General features: G+C 61.6%; 16 protein-coding genes. 10 read left to right on the top strand and 6 right to left on the bottom strand.

Going from position 1 to position 16,546, the window contains the following annotated elements; genetic code table 11:
- Nucleotides 1–2: 2 nt before the first annotated feature.
- The 4 genes from CMV30_RS02040 to ndk all read left to right on the top strand — a co-directional run bounded on the left by CMV30_RS02040 (nucleotide 3) and on the right by ndk (nucleotide 3,583).
- The gene (locus CMV30_RS02040) at nucleotides 3–248 is read left to right on the top strand and encodes a hypothetical protein (protein ID WP_096054475.1); all 246 of its coding nucleotides are present in this window, start codon (nucleotides 3–5) and stop codon (nucleotides 246–248) included.
- Between the two features lie 67 nt (nucleotides 249–315).
- Complete coding sequence (locus CMV30_RS02035; protein WP_175414695.1) at nucleotides 316–741, top strand: VanZ family protein; 426 nt, start codon at nucleotides 316–318, stop codon at nucleotides 739–741.
- Nucleotides 742–783: 42 nt separating this feature from the next.
- The gene (gene ligA / locus CMV30_RS02030) at nucleotides 784–2,877 is read left to right on the top strand and encodes an NAD-dependent DNA ligase LigA (protein ID WP_096054473.1); all 2,094 of its coding nucleotides are present in this window, start codon (nucleotides 784–786) and stop codon (nucleotides 2,875–2,877) included.
- A 289-nt stretch (nucleotides 2,878–3,166) separates the two neighbouring features.
- Nucleotides 3,167–3,583 carry a nucleoside-diphosphate kinase gene (ndk, locus tag CMV30_RS02025; protein WP_096054472.1) on the top strand — a complete coding sequence of 139 codons (417 nt, stop codon included), beginning with the start codon at nucleotides 3,167–3,169 and terminating at the stop codon, nucleotides 3,581–3,583.
- Between the two features lie 85 nt (nucleotides 3,584–3,668).
- Here the strand turns inward: ndk and CMV30_RS02020 are convergent, their stop codons facing one another.
- Nucleotides 3,669–5,003, bottom strand: coding sequence for a tetratricopeptide repeat protein (locus CMV30_RS02020; RefSeq protein ID WP_096054471.1), 1,335 nt, complete (start codon nucleotides 5,001–5,003; stop codon nucleotides 3,669–3,671).
- Between the two features lie 28 nt (nucleotides 5,004–5,031).
- Nucleotides 5,032–5,616 carry a DUF4190 domain-containing protein gene (locus CMV30_RS02015; RefSeq protein WP_096057569.1) on the bottom strand — a complete coding sequence of 195 codons (585 nt, stop codon included), beginning with the start codon at nucleotides 5,614–5,616 and terminating at the stop codon, nucleotides 5,032–5,034.
- A 296-nt stretch (nucleotides 5,617–5,912) separates the two neighbouring features.
- On the opposite strand from CMV30_RS02015, the gene CMV30_RS02010 reads away from it, so the two are divergent.
- The 3 genes from CMV30_RS02010 to CMV30_RS02000 all read left to right on the top strand — a co-directional run bounded on the left by CMV30_RS02010 (nucleotide 5,913) and on the right by CMV30_RS02000 (nucleotide 6,946).
- The gene (locus CMV30_RS02010) at nucleotides 5,913–6,059 is read left to right on the top strand and encodes an entericidin A/B family lipoprotein (RefSeq protein ID WP_096054470.1); all 147 of its coding nucleotides are present in this window, start codon (nucleotides 5,913–5,915) and stop codon (nucleotides 6,057–6,059) included.
- A gap of 46 nt (nucleotides 6,060–6,105) precedes the next feature.
- On the top strand, nucleotides 6,106–6,285 hold the full coding sequence (locus CMV30_RS02005) for a CsbD family protein (protein ID WP_096054469.1): 180 nt from the start codon (nucleotides 6,106–6,108) through the stop codon (nucleotides 6,283–6,285).
- 115 nt (nucleotides 6,286–6,400) lie between these two features.
- Nucleotides 6,401–6,946 carry a lipocalin family protein gene (locus CMV30_RS02000; protein WP_138223071.1) on the top strand — a complete coding sequence of 182 codons (546 nt, stop codon included), beginning with the start codon at nucleotides 6,401–6,403 and terminating at the stop codon, nucleotides 6,944–6,946.
- 102 nt (nucleotides 6,947–7,048) lie between these two features.
- Here CMV30_RS02000 and CMV30_RS01995 read toward each other — a convergent pair whose 3' ends face one another.
- A complete protein-coding gene (locus CMV30_RS01995; protein ID WP_138223070.1) occupies nucleotides 7,049–8,044 on the bottom strand; it encodes a hypothetical protein in 996 nt (331 codons plus the stop codon).
- Between the two features lie 72 nt (nucleotides 8,045–8,116).
- On the opposite strand from CMV30_RS01995, the gene CMV30_RS01990 reads away from it, so the two are divergent.
- Nucleotides 8,117–11,731: a PAS domain-containing protein gene (locus tag CMV30_RS01990; RefSeq protein WP_138223069.1), complete on the top strand. Its 3,615-nt coding sequence runs from the start codon at nucleotides 8,117–8,119 to the stop codon at nucleotides 11,729–11,731.
- Nucleotides 11,732–11,800: 69 nt separating this feature from the next.
- Here CMV30_RS01990 and CMV30_RS01985 read toward each other — a convergent pair whose 3' ends face one another.
- A complete protein-coding gene (locus CMV30_RS01985) occupies nucleotides 11,801–12,712 on the bottom strand; it encodes an alpha/beta hydrolase (RefSeq protein ID WP_096054465.1) in 912 nt (303 codons plus the stop codon).
- 41 nt (nucleotides 12,713–12,753) lie between these two features.
- On the opposite strand from CMV30_RS01985, the gene CMV30_RS01980 reads away from it, so the two are divergent.
- Entirely contained in the window at nucleotides 12,754–13,848 is a 1,095-nt protein-coding gene (locus CMV30_RS01980; protein WP_096054464.1) for a DUF4337 family protein, read from the top strand.
- A gap of 56 nt (nucleotides 13,849–13,904) precedes the next feature.
- On the opposite strand, the gene CMV30_RS01975 is transcribed toward CMV30_RS01980, so the two are convergent.
- Nucleotides 13,905–14,711: a metallophosphoesterase family protein gene (locus tag CMV30_RS01975; protein ID WP_096054463.1), complete on the bottom strand. Its 807-nt coding sequence runs from the start codon at nucleotides 14,709–14,711 to the stop codon at nucleotides 13,905–13,907.
- Nucleotides 14,708–15,625, bottom strand: coding sequence for a diacylglycerol/lipid kinase family protein (locus tag CMV30_RS01970; RefSeq protein WP_175414693.1), 918 nt, complete (start codon nucleotides 15,623–15,625; stop codon nucleotides 14,708–14,710). Before CMV30_RS01970 ends, CMV30_RS01975 begins: the two co-directional genes overlap by 4 nt.
- A 124-nt stretch (nucleotides 15,626–15,749) precedes the next feature.
- Here CMV30_RS01970 and CMV30_RS01965 point away from each other — a divergent pair, with 124 nt between their 5' ends.
- The gene (locus CMV30_RS01965; RefSeq protein WP_096057568.1) at nucleotides 15,750–16,484 is read left to right on the top strand and encodes a phosphatase PAP2 family protein; all 735 of its coding nucleotides are present in this window, start codon (nucleotides 15,750–15,752) and stop codon (nucleotides 16,482–16,484) included.
- The last annotated feature ends 62 nt before the right edge of the window (nucleotides 16,485–16,546 follow it).

The raw sequence follows: 16,546 nt of genomic DNA, 5'->3' as shown, positions 1-16,546 counted from the left end.
CCATGCCTTCCGAAAAAGAACTCGCTGCTGAGATGCTGGAATTTCTGAACAAGTTCGATCCGCTTGAGGACGACGCGTCGCTTAGTCCCGCCGAGGCGGAGTTTCTCAAGCAGACCAAGAGCGAGGCGGCGGCCAAGGATGCGCGGTATTTCCGGCACAAGGGACGGCTTTGCATGCTCTGGCCGGTGGAGGATGGCAGCATCCAGATGAAGTTCGCGGATGGAAATCCGCCGCCGAAAAATCTGTGAGCGCGTCAGGCGTCCACCGGAGAGGAAGCGGCTTGCGGCTGGTTTCGGCGGCTTCAGCGTGGCGCGCGTGACGCAACCGTCTTCCACGACTCACCCACAGCCGCCGGGCGCGCGCTCTTCGCGGGCGGTGTTCTGGCCGCTGGTGTTGATGGCGCTGATTTTTTTCGCGTCGTCGAACAGCCAGATCGCGGCGCCGAATGTCAGCGGGATCGACAAGTTCGGGCATTTCGTCGTATACGGCTGGCTGGGCGTGTTGTGGGCGCGGGTGCCGTGGGTGACGCGGTGGAAACCGCTCGGGGTGTGGACGGCGGTGGCGGTGGCGTCGCTCTACGGAATCACGGACGAGTTTCACCAGAGCTTCACGCCGGGGCGGGGCGTCGAATTTGCCGACTGGCTGGCGGACACGGTGGGCGCGCTGGTGGCGGTGACGATCTATGCGCGCTGGCATGGGTTGCGGCGGTGGCTGGAGGGCGGACTTTTTTCGCGCGGTTGAGGGATTGATTTTTGCCGCGAAGTCGCGAGTTCATTGCCCGCCATGTCTCCCGCCGAAGCCCAGGTCCGCATCATCGCGCTGCGATCCGAGATCAGTCATCACGACTCGCTCTACTACCGTCGCGCGCAGCCGGAGATCAGCGACTTCGACTACGACCGTTTGAAGCGCGAGCTAGCGGATCTGGAGAAACAATTTCCCGAGGCTGTCGCGAGTTCGGGCGGGGCGTCGCCGACGGCGCAGATCGGCGATGACCGCACGGAAGGTTTCGCGCGCGTGAAGCACCGGCAGGCGATGACCACGCTCGACAACACGTACGACGAGGGCGAGCTGCGCGACTTTCACGCGCGCATGGTGAAGGCCTTCGGCACCGAAGAACTCGCGTACACGGTCGAGCCGAAGATCGATGGCGTCGCGGTGAGCCTGACGTACGAAAAAGGAAAGCTCACGCGCGCGGTCACACGTGGCGACGGCGAGGAAGGCGACGACGTCACGGTTAACGTGCGCACATTGCGCGGACTGCCCGAGAAGCTCACGCCGCCCGCCGATCTGCTGGCGGGAGCACTGCCCGATCTGATCGAGATCCGTGGGGAAATTTATCTGCGCGACGAAGAGTTTCGCCGCATCAACCAGCTCCAGGAAGAGACCGGCGAAGCGCCGTATGCGAATCCGCGCAATCTCGCGGCGGGCACGCTCAAGCAGCTCGACCGGAATCTGGTGAAGTCGCGCCGACTGGAAATCGTGCTCTACGGACTCGGCGCGTGCGAGCCGGAGCCGACGGCGCTGGGCATCGATTCGCAGACGGCGTTTCAGGAAAAACTGCGCGCGTGGGGACTGCCGGTCGTGGAGAAATTTTGGAGTGTGCTCGGCATCGACGCGGTCGTGTCGGCGATTCGGGAACTCGATGCGTTGCGGAGGAAATTCGTTTACGCGACGGATGGCGCGGTGGTGAAGCTCGATGCGTTTGCGAAGCAGCGCGTGGTCGGCTTTCGCGGGACCGATGCGCAGGGCCGCGCGCAGGAGGCGCGGAAACTTTCGCCGCGCTGGGCGTGCGCGTACAAGTTCGCGCCGGATCGCGCCGAGACGCGCGTGAAGGCGATCACGATTCAAGTCGGCCGCACGGGTGCGCTCACGCCGGTGGCGGAGCTGGAGCCGGTGTTGCTCGCGGGCACGACGGTGAAGCGCGCGACGCTGCACAACGCCGACGAGATCGCGCGCAAGGATGTGCGCGTAGGCGACAGCGTGCTCGTCGAGAAGGCGGGAGAAATCATTCCCGCGGTCGTGCAGGTGCTCGTCGAGAAACGTCCGCCGACGTGCGAGCCGTATGTGTTTCCCACGAGTTGTCCGGTGTGCGGCACCCCGGTGGTGCGCGCGGAAGGCGAAGTCGTGTGGCGTTGCCCGAATCAGGAGTGCCCCGAGAAAGTGAAACGCCGTATCGAGCATTTCACGTCGAAGGCATGTCTGGATATCGACGGATTGGGCGAGGAGATGGTGGATCTGTTGCTGAAGCAGGGACTCATCAAAAACGCGGCCGACATCTTTGACCTGAAGGTGGAGCAGCTGCTGCCGCTGAAAAAATCCGGCGAGATCTGGGCGGGAAATTTGATCAAAGGCATCGCTGCGCGGCGCACAGCCGATCTGTGGCGCGTGATCCACGGCCTCGGTATCCCGCAAGTCGGCGCGGCGTCGGCGAAGGATCTGGCGCGGCGGTTTCGCTCGCTCGATGCGTTGGTGGAGTCGTCGTTGGATGACGTCATCAAGATCGACGGTTTCGGAGAGAAGACGGCCGAGTCGGTACGCGCGTGGTTTAACGTCCCGGCAAATCGCGCGTTGATCGCTGAGCTGCAGCACGCCGGGCTGAATCCGACGCCACCGGTTGCGACTGCTTCGGCGGGGGCGATTGCGGGGAAGACTATCGTGCTTACGGGCACGCTGCCGACGCTCTCGCGAGAGCAAGCGGCGGAGAAGATCGAAGCGGCCGGCGGCAAAGTCAGCACGAGCGTAAGCAAGAAAACGCATTACCTGCTCGCGGGCGAAGAGGCCGGCTCGAAGTTGGAGAAGGCGAAGTCACTGGGCGTGGCGGTGATCGATGAGGCGGAGTTTTTGCGGCTGCTGGCGGTCGGCGATTCGGGCGAGTAGGCTTTTACGGTCAAAGGCTGGGCGGATTTCGGAGGGCGGATTTTTAACCACTGATGGAAAAACGCCAATGGGGCGTTTTTTCGAAGTGCGGCTGCGGCCAATGGCCTTCGCTTGCGGGCGGAGACGGCCAATGGCCGCAGTGAGGGGCGGGGCTTTGGGGAGGCGCTAAGCGGTGGCGGACTGATTTTGGGGGCGCCTTGAATCGATTAGCGTCCGGTGTGCCCGCGGGGCGGTTACGGCAGAAAAGAGGCTTCCCATGAAAGGCATGAGTCCTATGGTCTGCGGGTTTATGCAGAAAACCCTCATCATCTTTAAGCCTGACTGCGTGCAGAAGAAACACGTCGGCGCGGTCCTCGGCCGCTTCGAGCAAGCCGGTTTCTCCCTCATCGGGGCCAAAATGATCCGCCTCACACCGGCTCTTCTCCGCGAGCATTACTCGCATGTGGCCGACAAGCCGTTCTATCCCGAGATCGAGAAGTTCATGTCTTCCCATCCGGTCCTCGTCGCCGCCCTTCAGGGGGACAATATCGTCGCCAAAGTGCGCGAGCTCCTCGGGCCAACCGATTCGAAGAAGGCAGCCAAGGGCACGATCCGCGGCGACTTCGGCGCCGACATGATGGTGAACGTGGTTCACGCCTCCGACAGCGAGGAAAACGGCAAGATCGAGATCGCCCGCTTTTTCAAAGCCGACGAGATCTTCGCTTAAGCGAAGACGGTCTTTGAACCTTTGAAGAATCCGCACCTTCACCGGTGCGGATTTTTTGTGGATGGATGGCGAGGTCTGACCGGGATCAGGGTGTATTCGCTTCGGCGGCTTTTTCGCGGGCTTTGGCGAGGCTCAGATCGAAGGAAGTGTCAGAGATTTTGGGATGCGCTTCGCGCCAGGTCATGCCGAACGAGACGGCTTCGCCGATGCGTTTCGCTTCGACGAGTGTGGAGATGAGATCGCGCGCTGAGTTGACGTTGTCGGGAGCGAGCGAGAGGGATGCGCGGTAGTGGTGCTCGGCCTCGGGCCAGCGGTTCAGGGCGAAAGCAACGTGACCGATGGAGCGTTGGAGCGTAGCGGTGGGGACGTGGCCGCTGGTCGCGAGCCATTGTTGGCCCAGGTCGAAGGCTTCTTGGGAGCGTTTCAGTTCGTAGAGCGTGAAGAGGATATTGGCGGTGGTGATGGCGTTCTTGGGATCGAGGTCGCGGGCTTTTTGAGATGTCGTCAGCGCTTTCTCGAACTCGCCTGCGTCGTAGTAAATCGCGCCGAGGTTTCGCCAGATCGCGGAGCCCGGTTCGCGGGTTTTCTGGAGTTTTTCCACAAAGGCGGTGGCGCGGTCGGTGGCTTTTAGGCTGCGGTAGCAGTCGAGGATTTCGGTGAGAACGCTTTCGTCGTCGGAGCCCATTTTCAGTGCGAGTTCCAAGCGAGGGAGCGCCTCTTCCCAGCTGCCGGCATCGGAGAGACCCTTGCCCACCTGAGCCCAGAAGAAGGCCTCGGGTGTGTATCGGGCGGTCCACGACTCGACCTCGCGGAGCGTGGGCTCCACGCCGTTTGCTTCAAACGCGTAGTAGAAGTAGATGCTGGCGATGCGAGCGTGAGACGGTGCGCGGCGAAATCCTTCGGCGGCGAAGGTGAATGCCTCGGTGTCGCGGCCGGCGTCGTCGCAGATGAGCGCGAGATCCTTGTAGATACTGGTGCCGTGGGTGTTGGCGGCTATCCAGGCGCGGCCGACGTCGATGCCGTGGGCGTAGTCCTCGTACTTGCGGCACACGATCATGATCATGCGCGCGGCCATTTCGTTATCGGGATTCAGTTCCAGCGTTTTGCCGCCGAAGAGTTTCGTCTGCGCGAGATCGTCCACGCCGAAGTGGAGATTCTCCATGGCGAAGTAGAGCGCGGCATTGGGCTTGGTGTGGGGTAATTCCTTTTCCGCGAGAGCGAGGCCCTCGCGGAATTTTCCCTGATCGGAAAGCGCCATGAGCTGCCGGGTGAGGCGCTGTGTGCGGCGGGTATCGGCCGTGGTGACCGTTGCGAAAATCCCGAGGGCGATGGCCGCCAGCGCGACGAGCGACAACTGGATGAAGAGGCTCCGTCTGCGTTCAGAGGGCAGTGGCGGAGGCAGGGCGGGCGGGGGCGACATGCGGCTTATTGCCGTGAGGAAACGGCGCTCAGCGTTCCATGCTCAAGCGGCCCTCGGCATCGAAGCGGACTTCTTTGCCGCCGTAGGTCTTGGGGTGCTGGAGGGAAAAGCCGTCCACGTCATTGGCGAAGGTGGAGTCCACGCCGACGGTGCCGGGGGTGACATAGGGGACATACTCGGCGAGCGGGCCGGTGACTCTGCCGTTGGCCGGGTCGATGGTGAAGGAGACGGGTTTGTTGCCGTTCATGATCATCACTTGCTGGGCGGCGGCGGCGATCTGGCGGGCGTTATTGGACATGGCCTTCTGCATGGAGTTTTCGCGGACTTTTTGAAACGCGGGGATGGCCATGGCGGCGAGGAGACCGGCGAAAAGGATGGATGCGTAGCCCAGGGACAGACCTGCGATGGCCATGCCTTTGCCGCCGAGCTGAGGGTCCCGGTTGCATTGGGAGAGGGCAATGTGGCCGAAGATGATCGCGAGCAAAAGCGGGATGATGAAGATCGCGCCGCCGATGATGCTCAGGATGCCGCAGACGAGCGCGGCGATGGCGAGGCCGGAGGTTTTTTGGATGGACTGCGATGCGGTGGGGACGGGTGGGGGCAGGGTTGTCATGATGAGGTAGTGTCGGGCTGGAAAGCGTGCCGGGAGGTGCGACGGCATCCTCCTGCAAGCCCGGCTAGGTGGGATTTCTGAAGGCGGGAAGTCAACCGTCGCAGATTTTGCTGCGACGGGAAATGGGGCGAGGGCGAGTTGCGGTGTGGTGGATAAAACCGGGATGCAAGTTGCGGTGGGTAATCGCAGCCGGTCGAGAGGGCGTAGCCGGTGTTATTTTTTCAGCTACCTGAAAGCGAAGAAGTTCGGCAAGTACTGTACCGGGATGGCACAAGGAGTGCGAAACTGGATACCGCATGAAAACCAAACCATCCTTCTTCAAGCTGACCGCTTTTATCACCGTCCTTCTCGGCGCACTTGTCTTCTCGGGCTGCCATACGATGGAAGGTGCCGGCAAAGACATCCAAAAGGCCGGCGATAAACTCGAAGACGCGGCGAAGTAATTCCGCGCTCTATCATTAACCAGTAACTCCAACCCCCGCACTCATCATGAAATCAAGTACTCAAGATAAGGCCGAAGGCACAGCCAAAGATTTGAAAGGCAAAATCAAGGAAGGTGCTGGCAAGCTCGTCGGTAACGAACGCCTGCAATCCGAAGGCCGTGCCGATCAAGTCGAAGGCAAGGTGCAGAAAAAAGTCGGCGACGTTAAGAAGGTTTTTGACCGCTGATCATTCATCCAACGCATCTGCGCTGATTTTTGACGCGTAGATAATTTAACCAACAACGCCGGTCGGTGTGCGCGAGCATGGCGACCGGCTTTTATTTGTTCCGAAGACTGTCTTTATGTCCCGCACACTTCTCGCCGCGATCGCGGTAATCACCCTCACACTCTCTGGCTGCATGTCCACTTCCTCATCAAAACCCGCGCGAGATCTGACGACGGTCAAGCATGTGGATCTCGCGAGGTACATGGGCGACTGGCATGTGATCGCCCATATTCCCTACGTGCTTGAGAAGGGAAAAGTCGCCACGACGGACCGGTATCGGCTTCGTGAGGACGGGAAAATCGAGACGACGTTTCTTTTCCGGAAAGAGAGTCTCGATGCTCCGCAAAAGCAGTGGAACGGCGTGTCGTGGGTGGTTGATAAAACGACCAACGCCGAGTGGCGGGTGCAGTTCATCTGGCCCCTGCGGGCGGCGTACCGGGTGCTCGAGCTCGATGCGGATTATCGGTGGGCGGTGGTCAGCAGTGGCGATGGGGATCTGATCTGGATTTTGTCACGTGCACGAACGATGGACGATGCCACTTACACCACGATCGTGGAAAAGGTGCGGAGCCGGGGGCTCGGGGCTGACGAACTCGCGCGCGTGCTTCAGCCGGTGCGCTGAACGCGTGAGTCTTCGACGCGGGACTGTTCGCGTGGCCATCAGGGGCACAAAAAAGCCGCAACGAAGGAGCTGCGGCTAAGTGTTGGTGTGGGGCGTGTGAGCTCAGGGAGCTTTGCCGAGGCCTTTGACGATCTCGTCGTTGAAGATTTTTCCCGCGAGGAGGATGCTGGTCTTCAGCGCGGCCTGATCGACGTCGCAGATGTAGAGACCTTTGTTGGAGCTGATAGCTCCGGCGTTTCCAAGGAAGGTGAGCGCTTCGGAAATCGCGTTGGCGAGCTGTGGAGAGACATCCGCGGCTTTCTTGATTTCGCCGATGTTGCCGGCGACGGCGATGGGCTCTTTGAGGCGAACGTTACCGGGTGCGAGTTTGCTCGTGACGAAGGTGCCTTGAGCGTGGGAGAGCGTGAGATTGGCCTCAGCGGCGGTTGATGCGGTGTTGCTACCGATACCGTGGCGGCTCTTGGCGGTGAGCGCGATGGGATCGAAGCGGTAGGTCGCTTCAAGCGCGTGCGTGTCGCGATCCTTGAGAAGCGAGCGGAGGCCCCAGAGCGGCATCGTCATGCCGGGATCGAACACGGGCATTCCGGCAGGAGCGACGACGGTGTAGTGCATCTTCTGCTTGCCGAGAGTGAGCTTGCGGACGGGTGCGCCGATCTTCGGGTCGGTCTTTTCCTGGCTCTGCTTGATGAAAACGGGGTCGGCCTTCACGTCGTCGAAGGTGAGCACTTCCCAGCCGGCGGCGCGCAGCTTGGTGGCGAGGTCTTGGTAGAGTTCATCGGCGACGGCGCGCAGCATCGGGACGTCGGAGGGGACGGCGACTTCCATGGTGGAGCGTGCAGAGCTGGTGCTGGCACCGCCGAGTGTCTGGAGCGCGGAGGTCTGGGTGACGCTCGTGATTTTTCCCCAGTTGAGCACCTCGACGTTGGCTGTGGGGAGCAGGATGCGTTTGGCGGATTTGAGATGCTTGATGCTGACCGTATCGATCTGTTTGGCGGGAATCGTAAAGGCAGGCGCATCGGTTTGGGCGGAGGCGTTAACAGCGGTGAAGGCCGCAATGCAGGCAAACATCCGGCAGGACAGCGAATGGAGACGTTTCATGAAGTGGAGAGAAGGGGTGGAGGGGGTAATCGAATACAAAAGCGCGCGGACGATGCCGGGTGACGATTATCAGTGTCAAGTGGAGGGGAGTTAGACGCGGCCTCCGGTGGTTCGCCGGACTTTTTAGCATGCCCAGGTCGTGCGTGGCAGCGTGGGATTGCAATATGCCGCGTGAGACGGTGGCGGATTTTTTGCCGCTTTTCTCTTCTGTTGATCTGGCGCACCGCGCAGCGTGCAGCACTTCGCCGCCGATTCATGTCTCCAACAGATTCCCGCTCTGACGAAAGTCGATCCATGCACAGTGCTGCGCATTCAACGGATTCTTCCGTCTGCGCGGTGACCCTCGACGAGGTGATCATCACGCATGAACTCACGAGCCGGGTGGCGCATGTGCCGGATTATCGGGCGGAGAACGAAGCGCTGGTGTCGCTGGCTCATGTGATGTCGAGCGAGCCGGAGATCCTTTTTCAGCGATTGGTGGAGGCTGCGCTGAGCCTGTGTGGCGCGCAGTCGGCGGGGATAAGTATTTGGGAGCGTGGCGAAGATGCCTCGGTTTTTCGGTGGCGAGCGACGGCGGGAGGGTTTGCCTCGCTGCAAGGTCAGACGTTACCGCGGAATTTCAGTCCATGTGGCGCGGTGGTGGACAGTGGCTCGTTGCAGCTGATGCGTTCTCCAGTCCGTTTTTATCCTTATATCGCGCAGCTAAGCGATCCGGTGCATGAACTGTTGTTGGTTCCCTTTCATGACAGAGGGAGGCCGGTCGGGACGGTGTGGGTGGTGGCGCATTTGCCGGAAAAACATTTCGATGCAGAGGACGCGCGCATCGTGACGAGTCTTTCAAAGTTTGCGGAGTCCGCATGGCAGACGGTGAATGCGCAGAGGAAGCTGACTGCGGTGCAGCGCCGGCTCGACTCCGCTCTGATCGCCGCCGAGTTCGGTGTTTACGAATGGGAGATCGGCTCCGACCGCGTGTATGGCGACGCGAACTTCCAGAAACTTTTCCAGGTGCATCTCGACGCCGCGGGATCGGCGCCGTTGAAGGATTATATAGATGTCATCCATCCGGATGAACGCGTGGAGACGATGCGCCGCATCGAGCACTCGGTGCAGACGGGGGAGAATTTCGAAATGGATTACCGCGTGCTCCTGTCGCAAGGGGAGCGCTGGATTAACAGCCGTGGTAAAATGGCGAAAAACGCCGCGGGCAAAGTGGAGCGTTTTTGCGGCGTGGTGCTGGATGTGACTCATAGAAAATCTGCAGAGAAAGCGCGCGCGGGAATCGCGGATGAGTTCCGGCGGTTGTCGGCGATTCATGAGACGGTGTTGTCAGCGACGAATGATTTCGCGTACGTCTTTGATCGTCAGGGGCGTTTCATTTACGCGAACCGTGAGCTGTTAAAAGTTTGGGCCAAGACGCTCGATCAGATCGTGGGCAAGACGTGTCACGAGCTGGGTTATCCGGAGTGGCATGCGGACATGCACATGCGAGAGATCGAGCGGGTCATCGCGACGAGGCAGCCTATACGAGGCGAAGTTCCGTTCACCGGGGGCAGCGGTATCTCGGGTGTGTACGACTATATCTTCACGCCTGTTTTCGGAGAAAATGGGGAGGTGGAGCTGATTGCCGGGACAACGCGAGACGTGTCGGAGCGGCGTTTCAGCGAAGACCGGGATCGTTTTCTCGTGCAGTTGGACGACGCGACGCGGCCGCTCACAGACGCGAAGGAAATCGTGGAGATGTCGGCCCGGTTGCTGAGCGAGCATCTGGATGTGAACCGGTGCGCGTACGCGGATGTGGAGGCTGACGAGAATACGTTTAATCTGACGGGTGACTATAACCGGGGCGTTGCGAGCATCGTGGGGCGCTACCGCTTCGATCAATTTGGTGACGAATGTCTGAGGCAGATGCGCGCTGATGAGGCGTATGTCGTCGAAGATGCCCACGTTGATCCGCGGCTCGATGGCGTGCGTGAGACGTATGCGGCGACGAAAATCCGCGCGGTGATCTGCGTGCCGTTGCACAAGGCGGGACGATTTGTGGCGGGAATGGCGGTGCATCGCATCGAGCCGCGAAAGTGGAGCCCGGGTGAAATCGAGCTGGTGCAGCAGGTGGCGAATCGGTGCTGGGAATCGATGGAACGGGTGCGCGTCATGCGGGTGCTTGCGGATAGCGAACAACAGCTGCGGCTGGCGGTGGAAACGGGACGGCTCGGGGTGTGGCAGCTGGAGTTGCTGACGGAGACGCTGACGTGCTCGGCGCAGTGCAAAGCCAACTATGGCCGGGCGGCGGAAAGCGATTTTAGTTATGCAGATCTCTGGACGCTCATCCATCCCGAGGACCGGGATCGTCTGCGTGGAGCGGTGAGCCGCGCCATCCGTGATCGGGTGGATCTGGATATTGAATACCAGACAATCTGGCCGGACGGGAGCACGCACTGGGTGCTGGTGCGCGGGCAGGCGAGCTACTCGGTGGATGGCACGCCGCGACGGCTGGTGGGTGTGAGTCTCGACATCACGGCGCGCAAGCAGGCGGAGCGAGAGCTCGCGCGGTTGCACGAAGAGGCGGTTCGCGGATCGCGGGCGAAGGATGATTTCCTGGCGGCGCTCTCGCATGAGTTGCGCACGCCGCTCAATCCGGTGCTGCTGATCGCCAGCGAATCCGCCGTCGATCCGGAGCTGCCACCACACGCGCGGGAGGCTTTTGAGATCATCCGCAAGAACGTGGAGCTGGAAGCGCGGTTGATTGACGATCTGCTGGATCTGACGGGCATCGTGCGCGGAAAATTGGTGATTAAGAAGGAGACCGTTTCGATTCATGAGATCCTCACCGAGGCAGCCGCTGCGTTGCGCGCGGATTTTGTGGTGAAGGAGATTTCCTTGGAGATGACTTTGGCGGCGTCGAGGAGCGTGGTGAGCGCGGACCGGGTGCGGCTGTTGCAGATTTTTCTGAACCTGCTGCGCAACGCGGCGAAGTTTACGCCGGTCAAAGGCAGCGTGGTGGTGACGACGCGTCTGGCGGAGGCGGGGATGCTGGAAGTCGATGTGACGGACTCGGGACTGGGCATGACGGCCGAGGAACTGGAGCGGGTGTTCGGAGCGTTTCAACAAGGCGACCACGCATCAGCGAGTGGGGCGCATCGCTTCGGCGGTCTCGGGCTGGGGCTGGCGATCGCGCGGCAGCTGGTGGAGGCGCATGACGGGACGTTGCGGGCGATGAGCGAAGGCCGGAACAAGGGCGCGAGTTTTATCGTGCGGCTTCCGGTGATGGACACGGTGAAGACGGGCGCAACGCGGGCCATGCTCGTGCCGGAAGCGCGCGCGTTCGATGGCAACGCGGGGGCGCGCGTGTTGCTCGTCGAGGATCACGAGCCGACGCGCAATGCGCTGCGGCAGCTTTTGCACCGGCGGAAGTATCAGGTGACAAGCGCGGGAACGGTGGCGGAGGCGAAGGCGGCGGTGGAGAAGGCGGCGTTCGACTTTGTCGTTTCGGACATCGGGCTGCCCGATGGTGACGGGGCGACGCTGATGGCTGAGCTGCGCGAGCGGTTCGGGCTGCGGGGAATCGCGCTCACGGGCTATGGGATGGATCAGGACATCAGCCGCTGTCAGGCGGCCGGTTTTGTGGCGCATCTGACCAAGCCGGTCCGTATCGAGTCTTTGGAGGCGGCGTTGGGGTTGTTTAGGTAAACGGAAGCGCGCTGCCTGTGGTGGCAGCGCGCGCGAACGTGCGGCGGGAGCGTTCAGAGATTGCCCTGGCTATTTCGCGGCGGGTTCCGCCGGGAGAATTCCCTGATCGCGCAGCCAGCCGGCGCAGAGGGTGGTCCAGGAACGGACGGAGCCTTTGGGAGGCAAAGCGCCGAAGCCGTGGTCGCCTTTGCTGAAGATGTGGAGTTCGGCGGAGGCGCCGCCCTCCTGCAAATGTTGGTAGATTTTTGTGGCGACGAGGGCCGGAGCTTTGGGGTCGTCGGAGGCGTGGGCGATGAAAACGGGCGGCGTGGAAGCGTCGACCTTGGGCCATTTTCCACCGGGCAGGCCGGTGTAAACGAGGGCGATGAAGTCGGGACGGCTGCTTGCTTTTTCCACGGGATCGGAGGCGGATGAGTTGCCTGCGTCGGAGTCGATGAGGAGCTTGAGGGACATCACCCCGCCGGCGGAAAAGCCCATGACGCCGATGCGCGAGGGATCGATTTTCCAGGCGGAGGCGTTGGCGCGGAGGACGCGCATGGCGCGCTCGATGTCGCCGAGAGCGAGGAGCGCTTCGATGGTTTTTCCGCTGCGTTCGATGGCGGGATTCATCGTGCGGTATTTCAGAACGGCGGCGGTGAGGCCGATAGAGTTGAGCCAGTGCGCGGCTTCGATGCCTTCCTTGTCGATGCAGATATAGCGGAAGCCGCCGCCTGGGACGACGAGCACGGCGGGACGGTTGAGGGCGTCGCCCGGAGCGGGATAAATGGTGAGCGTGGGCGTGCTGACGAAGCTGAGGTAGCGATCGACGCGGCCGGTTTCGTGGCGATCGTCGGAGACTTCGGGCTGGTCGTGTTTGAGGCCGGGAGCGCCGTCGTGCCAAAGGGGGACTTCGGTTTGGGCGTGGACGAGCGGGCTGGAGAAAAAGGAGGCAACGCTGGTTAAAATGGCGAAGAGGCGGGCGGAGATATTTGAAGCGGTCATGAGATGAAGGGGGATTTCTGGGGCGACGGAGTTGAGCGATCATGGGAATCGCGTTTTCCGCTTTGCGGCCAGTTCCTTCGGACGAGCGGCGGGCTGTTGAGGATGAGCGGGCAATGGCCGTGGCTGAACGGGCGGACGATCGTGCGTCGAACGCGGCGGCGCGGGTGATTGTTTTCCTCTCGCTGGCTGGTGGGAGCAGGCGCAAAGCTCGTCAGGTGAAGATTAAAATCCCGCAGGAGCTCAAGGATGCCGCGCCGCAAACGACGTGGGGGCGCGTGCTGAACGCCACGCCGATCGTGATGACGGTGATCGCAACGATGCTCGCAGGGCTGGCGTCGAGCGAGATGACGCAGGCGCAGTATGATCGCTCGCTGGCGGCGCAGCAGCAGTCGAAGGCAGGCGACCAGTGGGCGTTTTTTCAGGCGAAGCGGATGCGGAGCGCGGTGCAGTCCGGGACGCTCGATGTGGTGCAAACGACGCAGATGGAGCGAGGGCTGGATGTGGAAGGATTGAAGGCGCTGGCGGCGACGCTGCCGGAAGCAGCGGAGGTGCAGACGGCGCTAGGGTTTTTATTGGCGGGGAAACTGCCCGAGCAGGCGGCGGCTCCGGTGCCGGTGGCGGGGGTGAAAGCGGCGCTGGATGCGGTGGAGCACGGAGAGACTGAGCCGGAGCTCACGCGGATTTTGAATGCGGTGAAACCGGTGGAGATCGCGGAGGCGTTGAAGGCGGCGCAGGGACATGCGCGGTCATTTGACGGCGTGCTGCGGCCGGTGGTGACGGGCGGAGACCGGCTCGGGGATTTGCTGGAGCCGACGACGACGGTGCATCGCGCGCTCAGCCGGGATTTCACGGTGCTGCGGCTGCGGTATTCGGCGATGCGTTACGACGCGGAGGCGCGGCTGAATCAGGCGGTGGCGAGCCTGTACGAACTTCAGGTGCGGCAGAGCAATCTTTCGGCGGAGCGGCATCACCGGAGGAGCCAGCGGTTTTTCTTCGGGATGCTGGCGGCGCAAGCGGCGGTGATCATCGCGACGTTTGCGATGGCTGCGCGCAAGAGGAGCATGTTGTGGTTGCTGGCGGCGGCGGCGGGCACGGGTGCGCTGATCTTTGCGGTGTATGTTTACCTGTATCTGTGAGAGCTGCCGGATGCGGTGGAGCTGCCGGCTGAGTTATTTCGAGGAGCGTCGGTAGCTTACTGCTCGGAGCGCACCCAGAGCTGTTCGATGCGTTTGAAGATAAGAACAGAGAGACGGGTGAAGGCTCCGTCACGATAGACCCGCGTTTCGATTTCCACGCTGTCCAGCTGGAGCGTTAGTTGGTTGTAGGCGTTAGGCTCGTGGCGTACGCGACGGGAGATGGCGGTGCCGGCTTGCACCGCGATGATGCCACGGTCGGAGGACGGATAGTGCGCGCGGGTGTCGCCGACGTAACCGTGATGGAGGTGGCCGGCGAGCAGGAGATCGACGCCGCTGGAAGCAAGAATCGGAATCGCGTGTGATGCGCGTCCGACGAGAGCGATGCCGGCACCGTCGGGCGGGGGGATAAACGGATGATGCGTGACGACGAGTTTCAGGCGTGGACCAGCATCCTGGAGACGTTGCTGGAGCTTCTTTAGCTGCTGATGAGAAATGCGCCCGTTTTTCCAGGTGAGGGAGCGTGCGGTGTTAAGACCGGCGACAAAGAGTTCGTCGTCGCGGAAGACCGGATCGTCCTCGCTAGAGATGTACCGGCGGTAGCGACCGAGCGGTGACAGGAAACGTCGCGTGAAATCGTAGAGAGGGATGTCGTGATTGCCGGGGACGACGAGTTGCGGGCGAGGCAATCGGGAGAGGAAATCACGCGCTTGCTCGAACTGGCTACTGCGGGCCCGCTGGGTGAAATCACCGCTGGCGATGACGAGCGCGGGATCAAATGCGTGGAGATCGACACGTAACGCTTCGGCGACTGCGGGCAGATGCGCTCCGAAATGCAGGTCAGAGATATGCGCGACCTTTCTCATGAGCTATTGCTTTTTGCGTAGCCGGCGGGTGGCGCGAGGACGCGCAGGGCACCGGGACGAATGCGAAAGCGGAGCGGTGTTTTTAGTTCGAGGATTTCTCCGTCGGCGGCTGCGGCTACAGTGGGTGCATCGAGATGCACCGTTGCTTCGGTCGTCGAGTGAGTGTCGAGCGCATCGGCGGCGGCGAGTTCACGGCGGAGTGCCTGCCAGACCATGCGAAGAAACGTGAAGTGACGGCGAGCGCGGGTGGAGTAGATCCAGAGCTGTCCACCGTCGATGCGCTCGCGCAGGCTTTGGGAGAGGATATTGCCCTCGTAGCAATTGTTGGCGACGAGGAGGAATGGAGAGCGCAGGGCGAATTCGCCGTCGTCGGATTGCAGGCGAAAGCGAATGCGGCGGAAGCGGCGAAAAACACGAAACGATGCGATCAGCATGGCGAACCATTTGCCGTGCTGATGCCGCTCACGCAGTTCTTCGCGGTGGCGCACGGCGTCGGCGTATGCGCCGATCGAGCAGTTATTGACGAAAAGGTGTCCGTTGACCTCGGCGACATCAACCGAGCGAGTATTCCCGCCGGCGAGAGCGGCAATCGCCTCACGCCAATCAGGCGGGAGGCCGAGGTCTTTGGCAAAGTGGTTAAGTGTCCCAAGTGGAAGTACGCCGAGGGGAATTTCAGTGTCAGCGAGCTGGCCTGCTGTTGCGCTGACGGTGCCATCGCCACCACCGACAAAGATGGCCTGCGGGCGGCGTTCGATGGCTTGTTGGAGAGCTTTCTCGATCTGTGCTGGCGGGAGCAGGTGGATTTCGGCTTGGAAGCCCGATGAGGCGAATGCTTCGCGTAGTGATTGATCGGTGACGGCGTCGTCGTTTGCAGCGGTGCCGGCTTTCTCATTGAGGATGGCGATGACGTGCATGGCTCTGGATGAGGGAAAGGACCGGCGGAACGCCACGCGGTTCTCATGATCGGGAAAATCCCCATGGGCGAATTTGCAGCGCAGACTTGAGCGTCTGGCATGGGCGTGCTTTTTGCGGGCACGCATGATTGCACATCTGAAAAGCCTTTGGAGGCGCTCGGGTTGGAACGAGTTCGTTTTAACCAGTGCAGGTCTGGCGTTCATCGTGGCGGTGTGTGGTTTCGTACTGCTGGCGCGAGCCGCTCCGCAGGGTGAGTATCTTGAGCTGGAGGAAAAGCTGATGCTCTCGCTGAGGCAGCCAGATGACGTCTCGCGAATCATCGGTCCATGGTGGGTGCAGGAAGTGGCGCGCGATGTCAGCGCGTTGGGCAGTGCGATGACGCTGATTCTGATGACGGTGCTGGTGCTGGGGTACCTGCTCTTGCGCCGCGGATATGCGGCGGCGGCGTTGGTGGTTGTAGCGACCCTGGGCGGTTATGGGATCAGCGGTTCGCTCAAAAACGTCTTTGATCGCGAGCGGCCGGATGTGGTGCCGCATCTATCGCATGTGACCTCGGAGAGTTTTCCCAGCGGGCATTCTATGCTGGCGTCGGTGGTTTATCTGACGCTCGGGGCCCTGCTCGCGCAGACGGCGGTGCGTAAACGAGAGAAGATTTATTTTATCAATGTGGCGCTATTTTTGGCCTTTATCATCGGGGTCAGCCGCGTGCTGCTCGGCGTGCATTATCCAACCGATGTGCTGGCGGGCTGGAGCGCGGGGACGGCTTGGGCGCTGCTGTGTTGGTGTGCGACGTACTGGCTGCAGCGGCGCGGGACGATGAGAAGCGATCTGGTGGATGAAGACGGAAGTGCTTCTTGAGGTGAAATAAAAAGCCGCGCCCTTAGTGGGCGCGGCCTTGAAACTGAAAGGACGAGGGAAGC

Source organism: Nibricoccus aquaticus, assembly GCF_002310495.1.
Lineage (GTDB): Bacteria > Verrucomicrobiota > Verrucomicrobiia > Opitutales > Opitutaceae > Nibricoccus > Nibricoccus aquaticus.
This window is presented reverse-complemented; position numbering and strand designations above follow the sequence as displayed.

What these genes read in the sequence shown, in the direction of transcription:
- CMV30_RS02040 (WP_096054475.1), top strand. Translation starts at nt 3, where the DNA reads ATGCCTTCCGAAAAAGAACTCGCTGCTGAGATGCTGGAATTTCTGAAC.
- ligA (WP_096054473.1), top strand. Translation starts at nt 784, where the DNA reads ATGTCTCCCGCCGAAGCCCAGGTCCGCATCATCGCGCTGCGATCCGAG.
- ndk (WP_096054472.1), top strand. Translation starts at nt 3,167, where the DNA reads ATGCAGAAAACCCTCATCATCTTTAAGCCTGACTGCGTGCAGAAGAAA.
- CMV30_RS02020 (WP_096054471.1), bottom strand. Translation starts at nt 5,003, where the DNA reads ATGTCGCCCCCGCCCGCCCTGCCTCCGCCACTGCCCTCTGAACGCAGA.
- CMV30_RS02015 (WP_096057569.1), bottom strand. Translation starts at nt 5,616, where the DNA reads ATGACAACCCTGCCCCCACCCGTCCCCACCGCATCGCAGTCCATCCAA.
- CMV30_RS02010 (WP_096054470.1), top strand. Translation starts at nt 5,913, where the DNA reads ATGAAAACCAAACCATCCTTCTTCAAGCTGACCGCTTTTATCACCGTC.
- CMV30_RS02005 (WP_096054469.1), top strand. Translation starts at nt 6,106, where the DNA reads ATGAAATCAAGTACTCAAGATAAGGCCGAAGGCACAGCCAAAGATTTG.
- CMV30_RS02000 (WP_138223071.1), top strand. Translation starts at nt 6,401, where the DNA reads ATGTCCCGCACACTTCTCGCCGCGATCGCGGTAATCACCCTCACACTC.
- CMV30_RS01995 (WP_138223070.1), bottom strand. Translation starts at nt 8,044, where the DNA reads ATGAAACGTCTCCATTCGCTGTCCTGCCGGATGTTTGCCTGCATTGCG.
- CMV30_RS01985 (WP_096054465.1), bottom strand. Translation starts at nt 12,712, where the DNA reads ATGACCGCTTCAAATATCTCCGCCCGCCTCTTCGCCATTTTAACCAGC.
- CMV30_RS01980 (WP_096054464.1), top strand. Translation starts at nt 12,754, where the DNA reads ATGGGAATCGCGTTTTCCGCTTTGCGGCCAGTTCCTTCGGACGAGCGG.
- CMV30_RS01975 (WP_096054463.1), bottom strand. Translation starts at nt 14,711, where the DNA reads ATGAGAAAGGTCGCGCATATCTCTGACCTGCATTTCGGAGCGCATCTG.
- CMV30_RS01970 (WP_175414693.1), bottom strand. Translation starts at nt 15,625, where the DNA reads ATGCACGTCATCGCCATCCTCAATGAGAAAGCCGGCACCGCTGCAAAC.
- CMV30_RS01965 (WP_096057568.1), top strand. Translation starts at nt 15,750, where the DNA reads ATGATTGCACATCTGAAAAGCCTTTGGAGGCGCTCGGGTTGGAACGAG.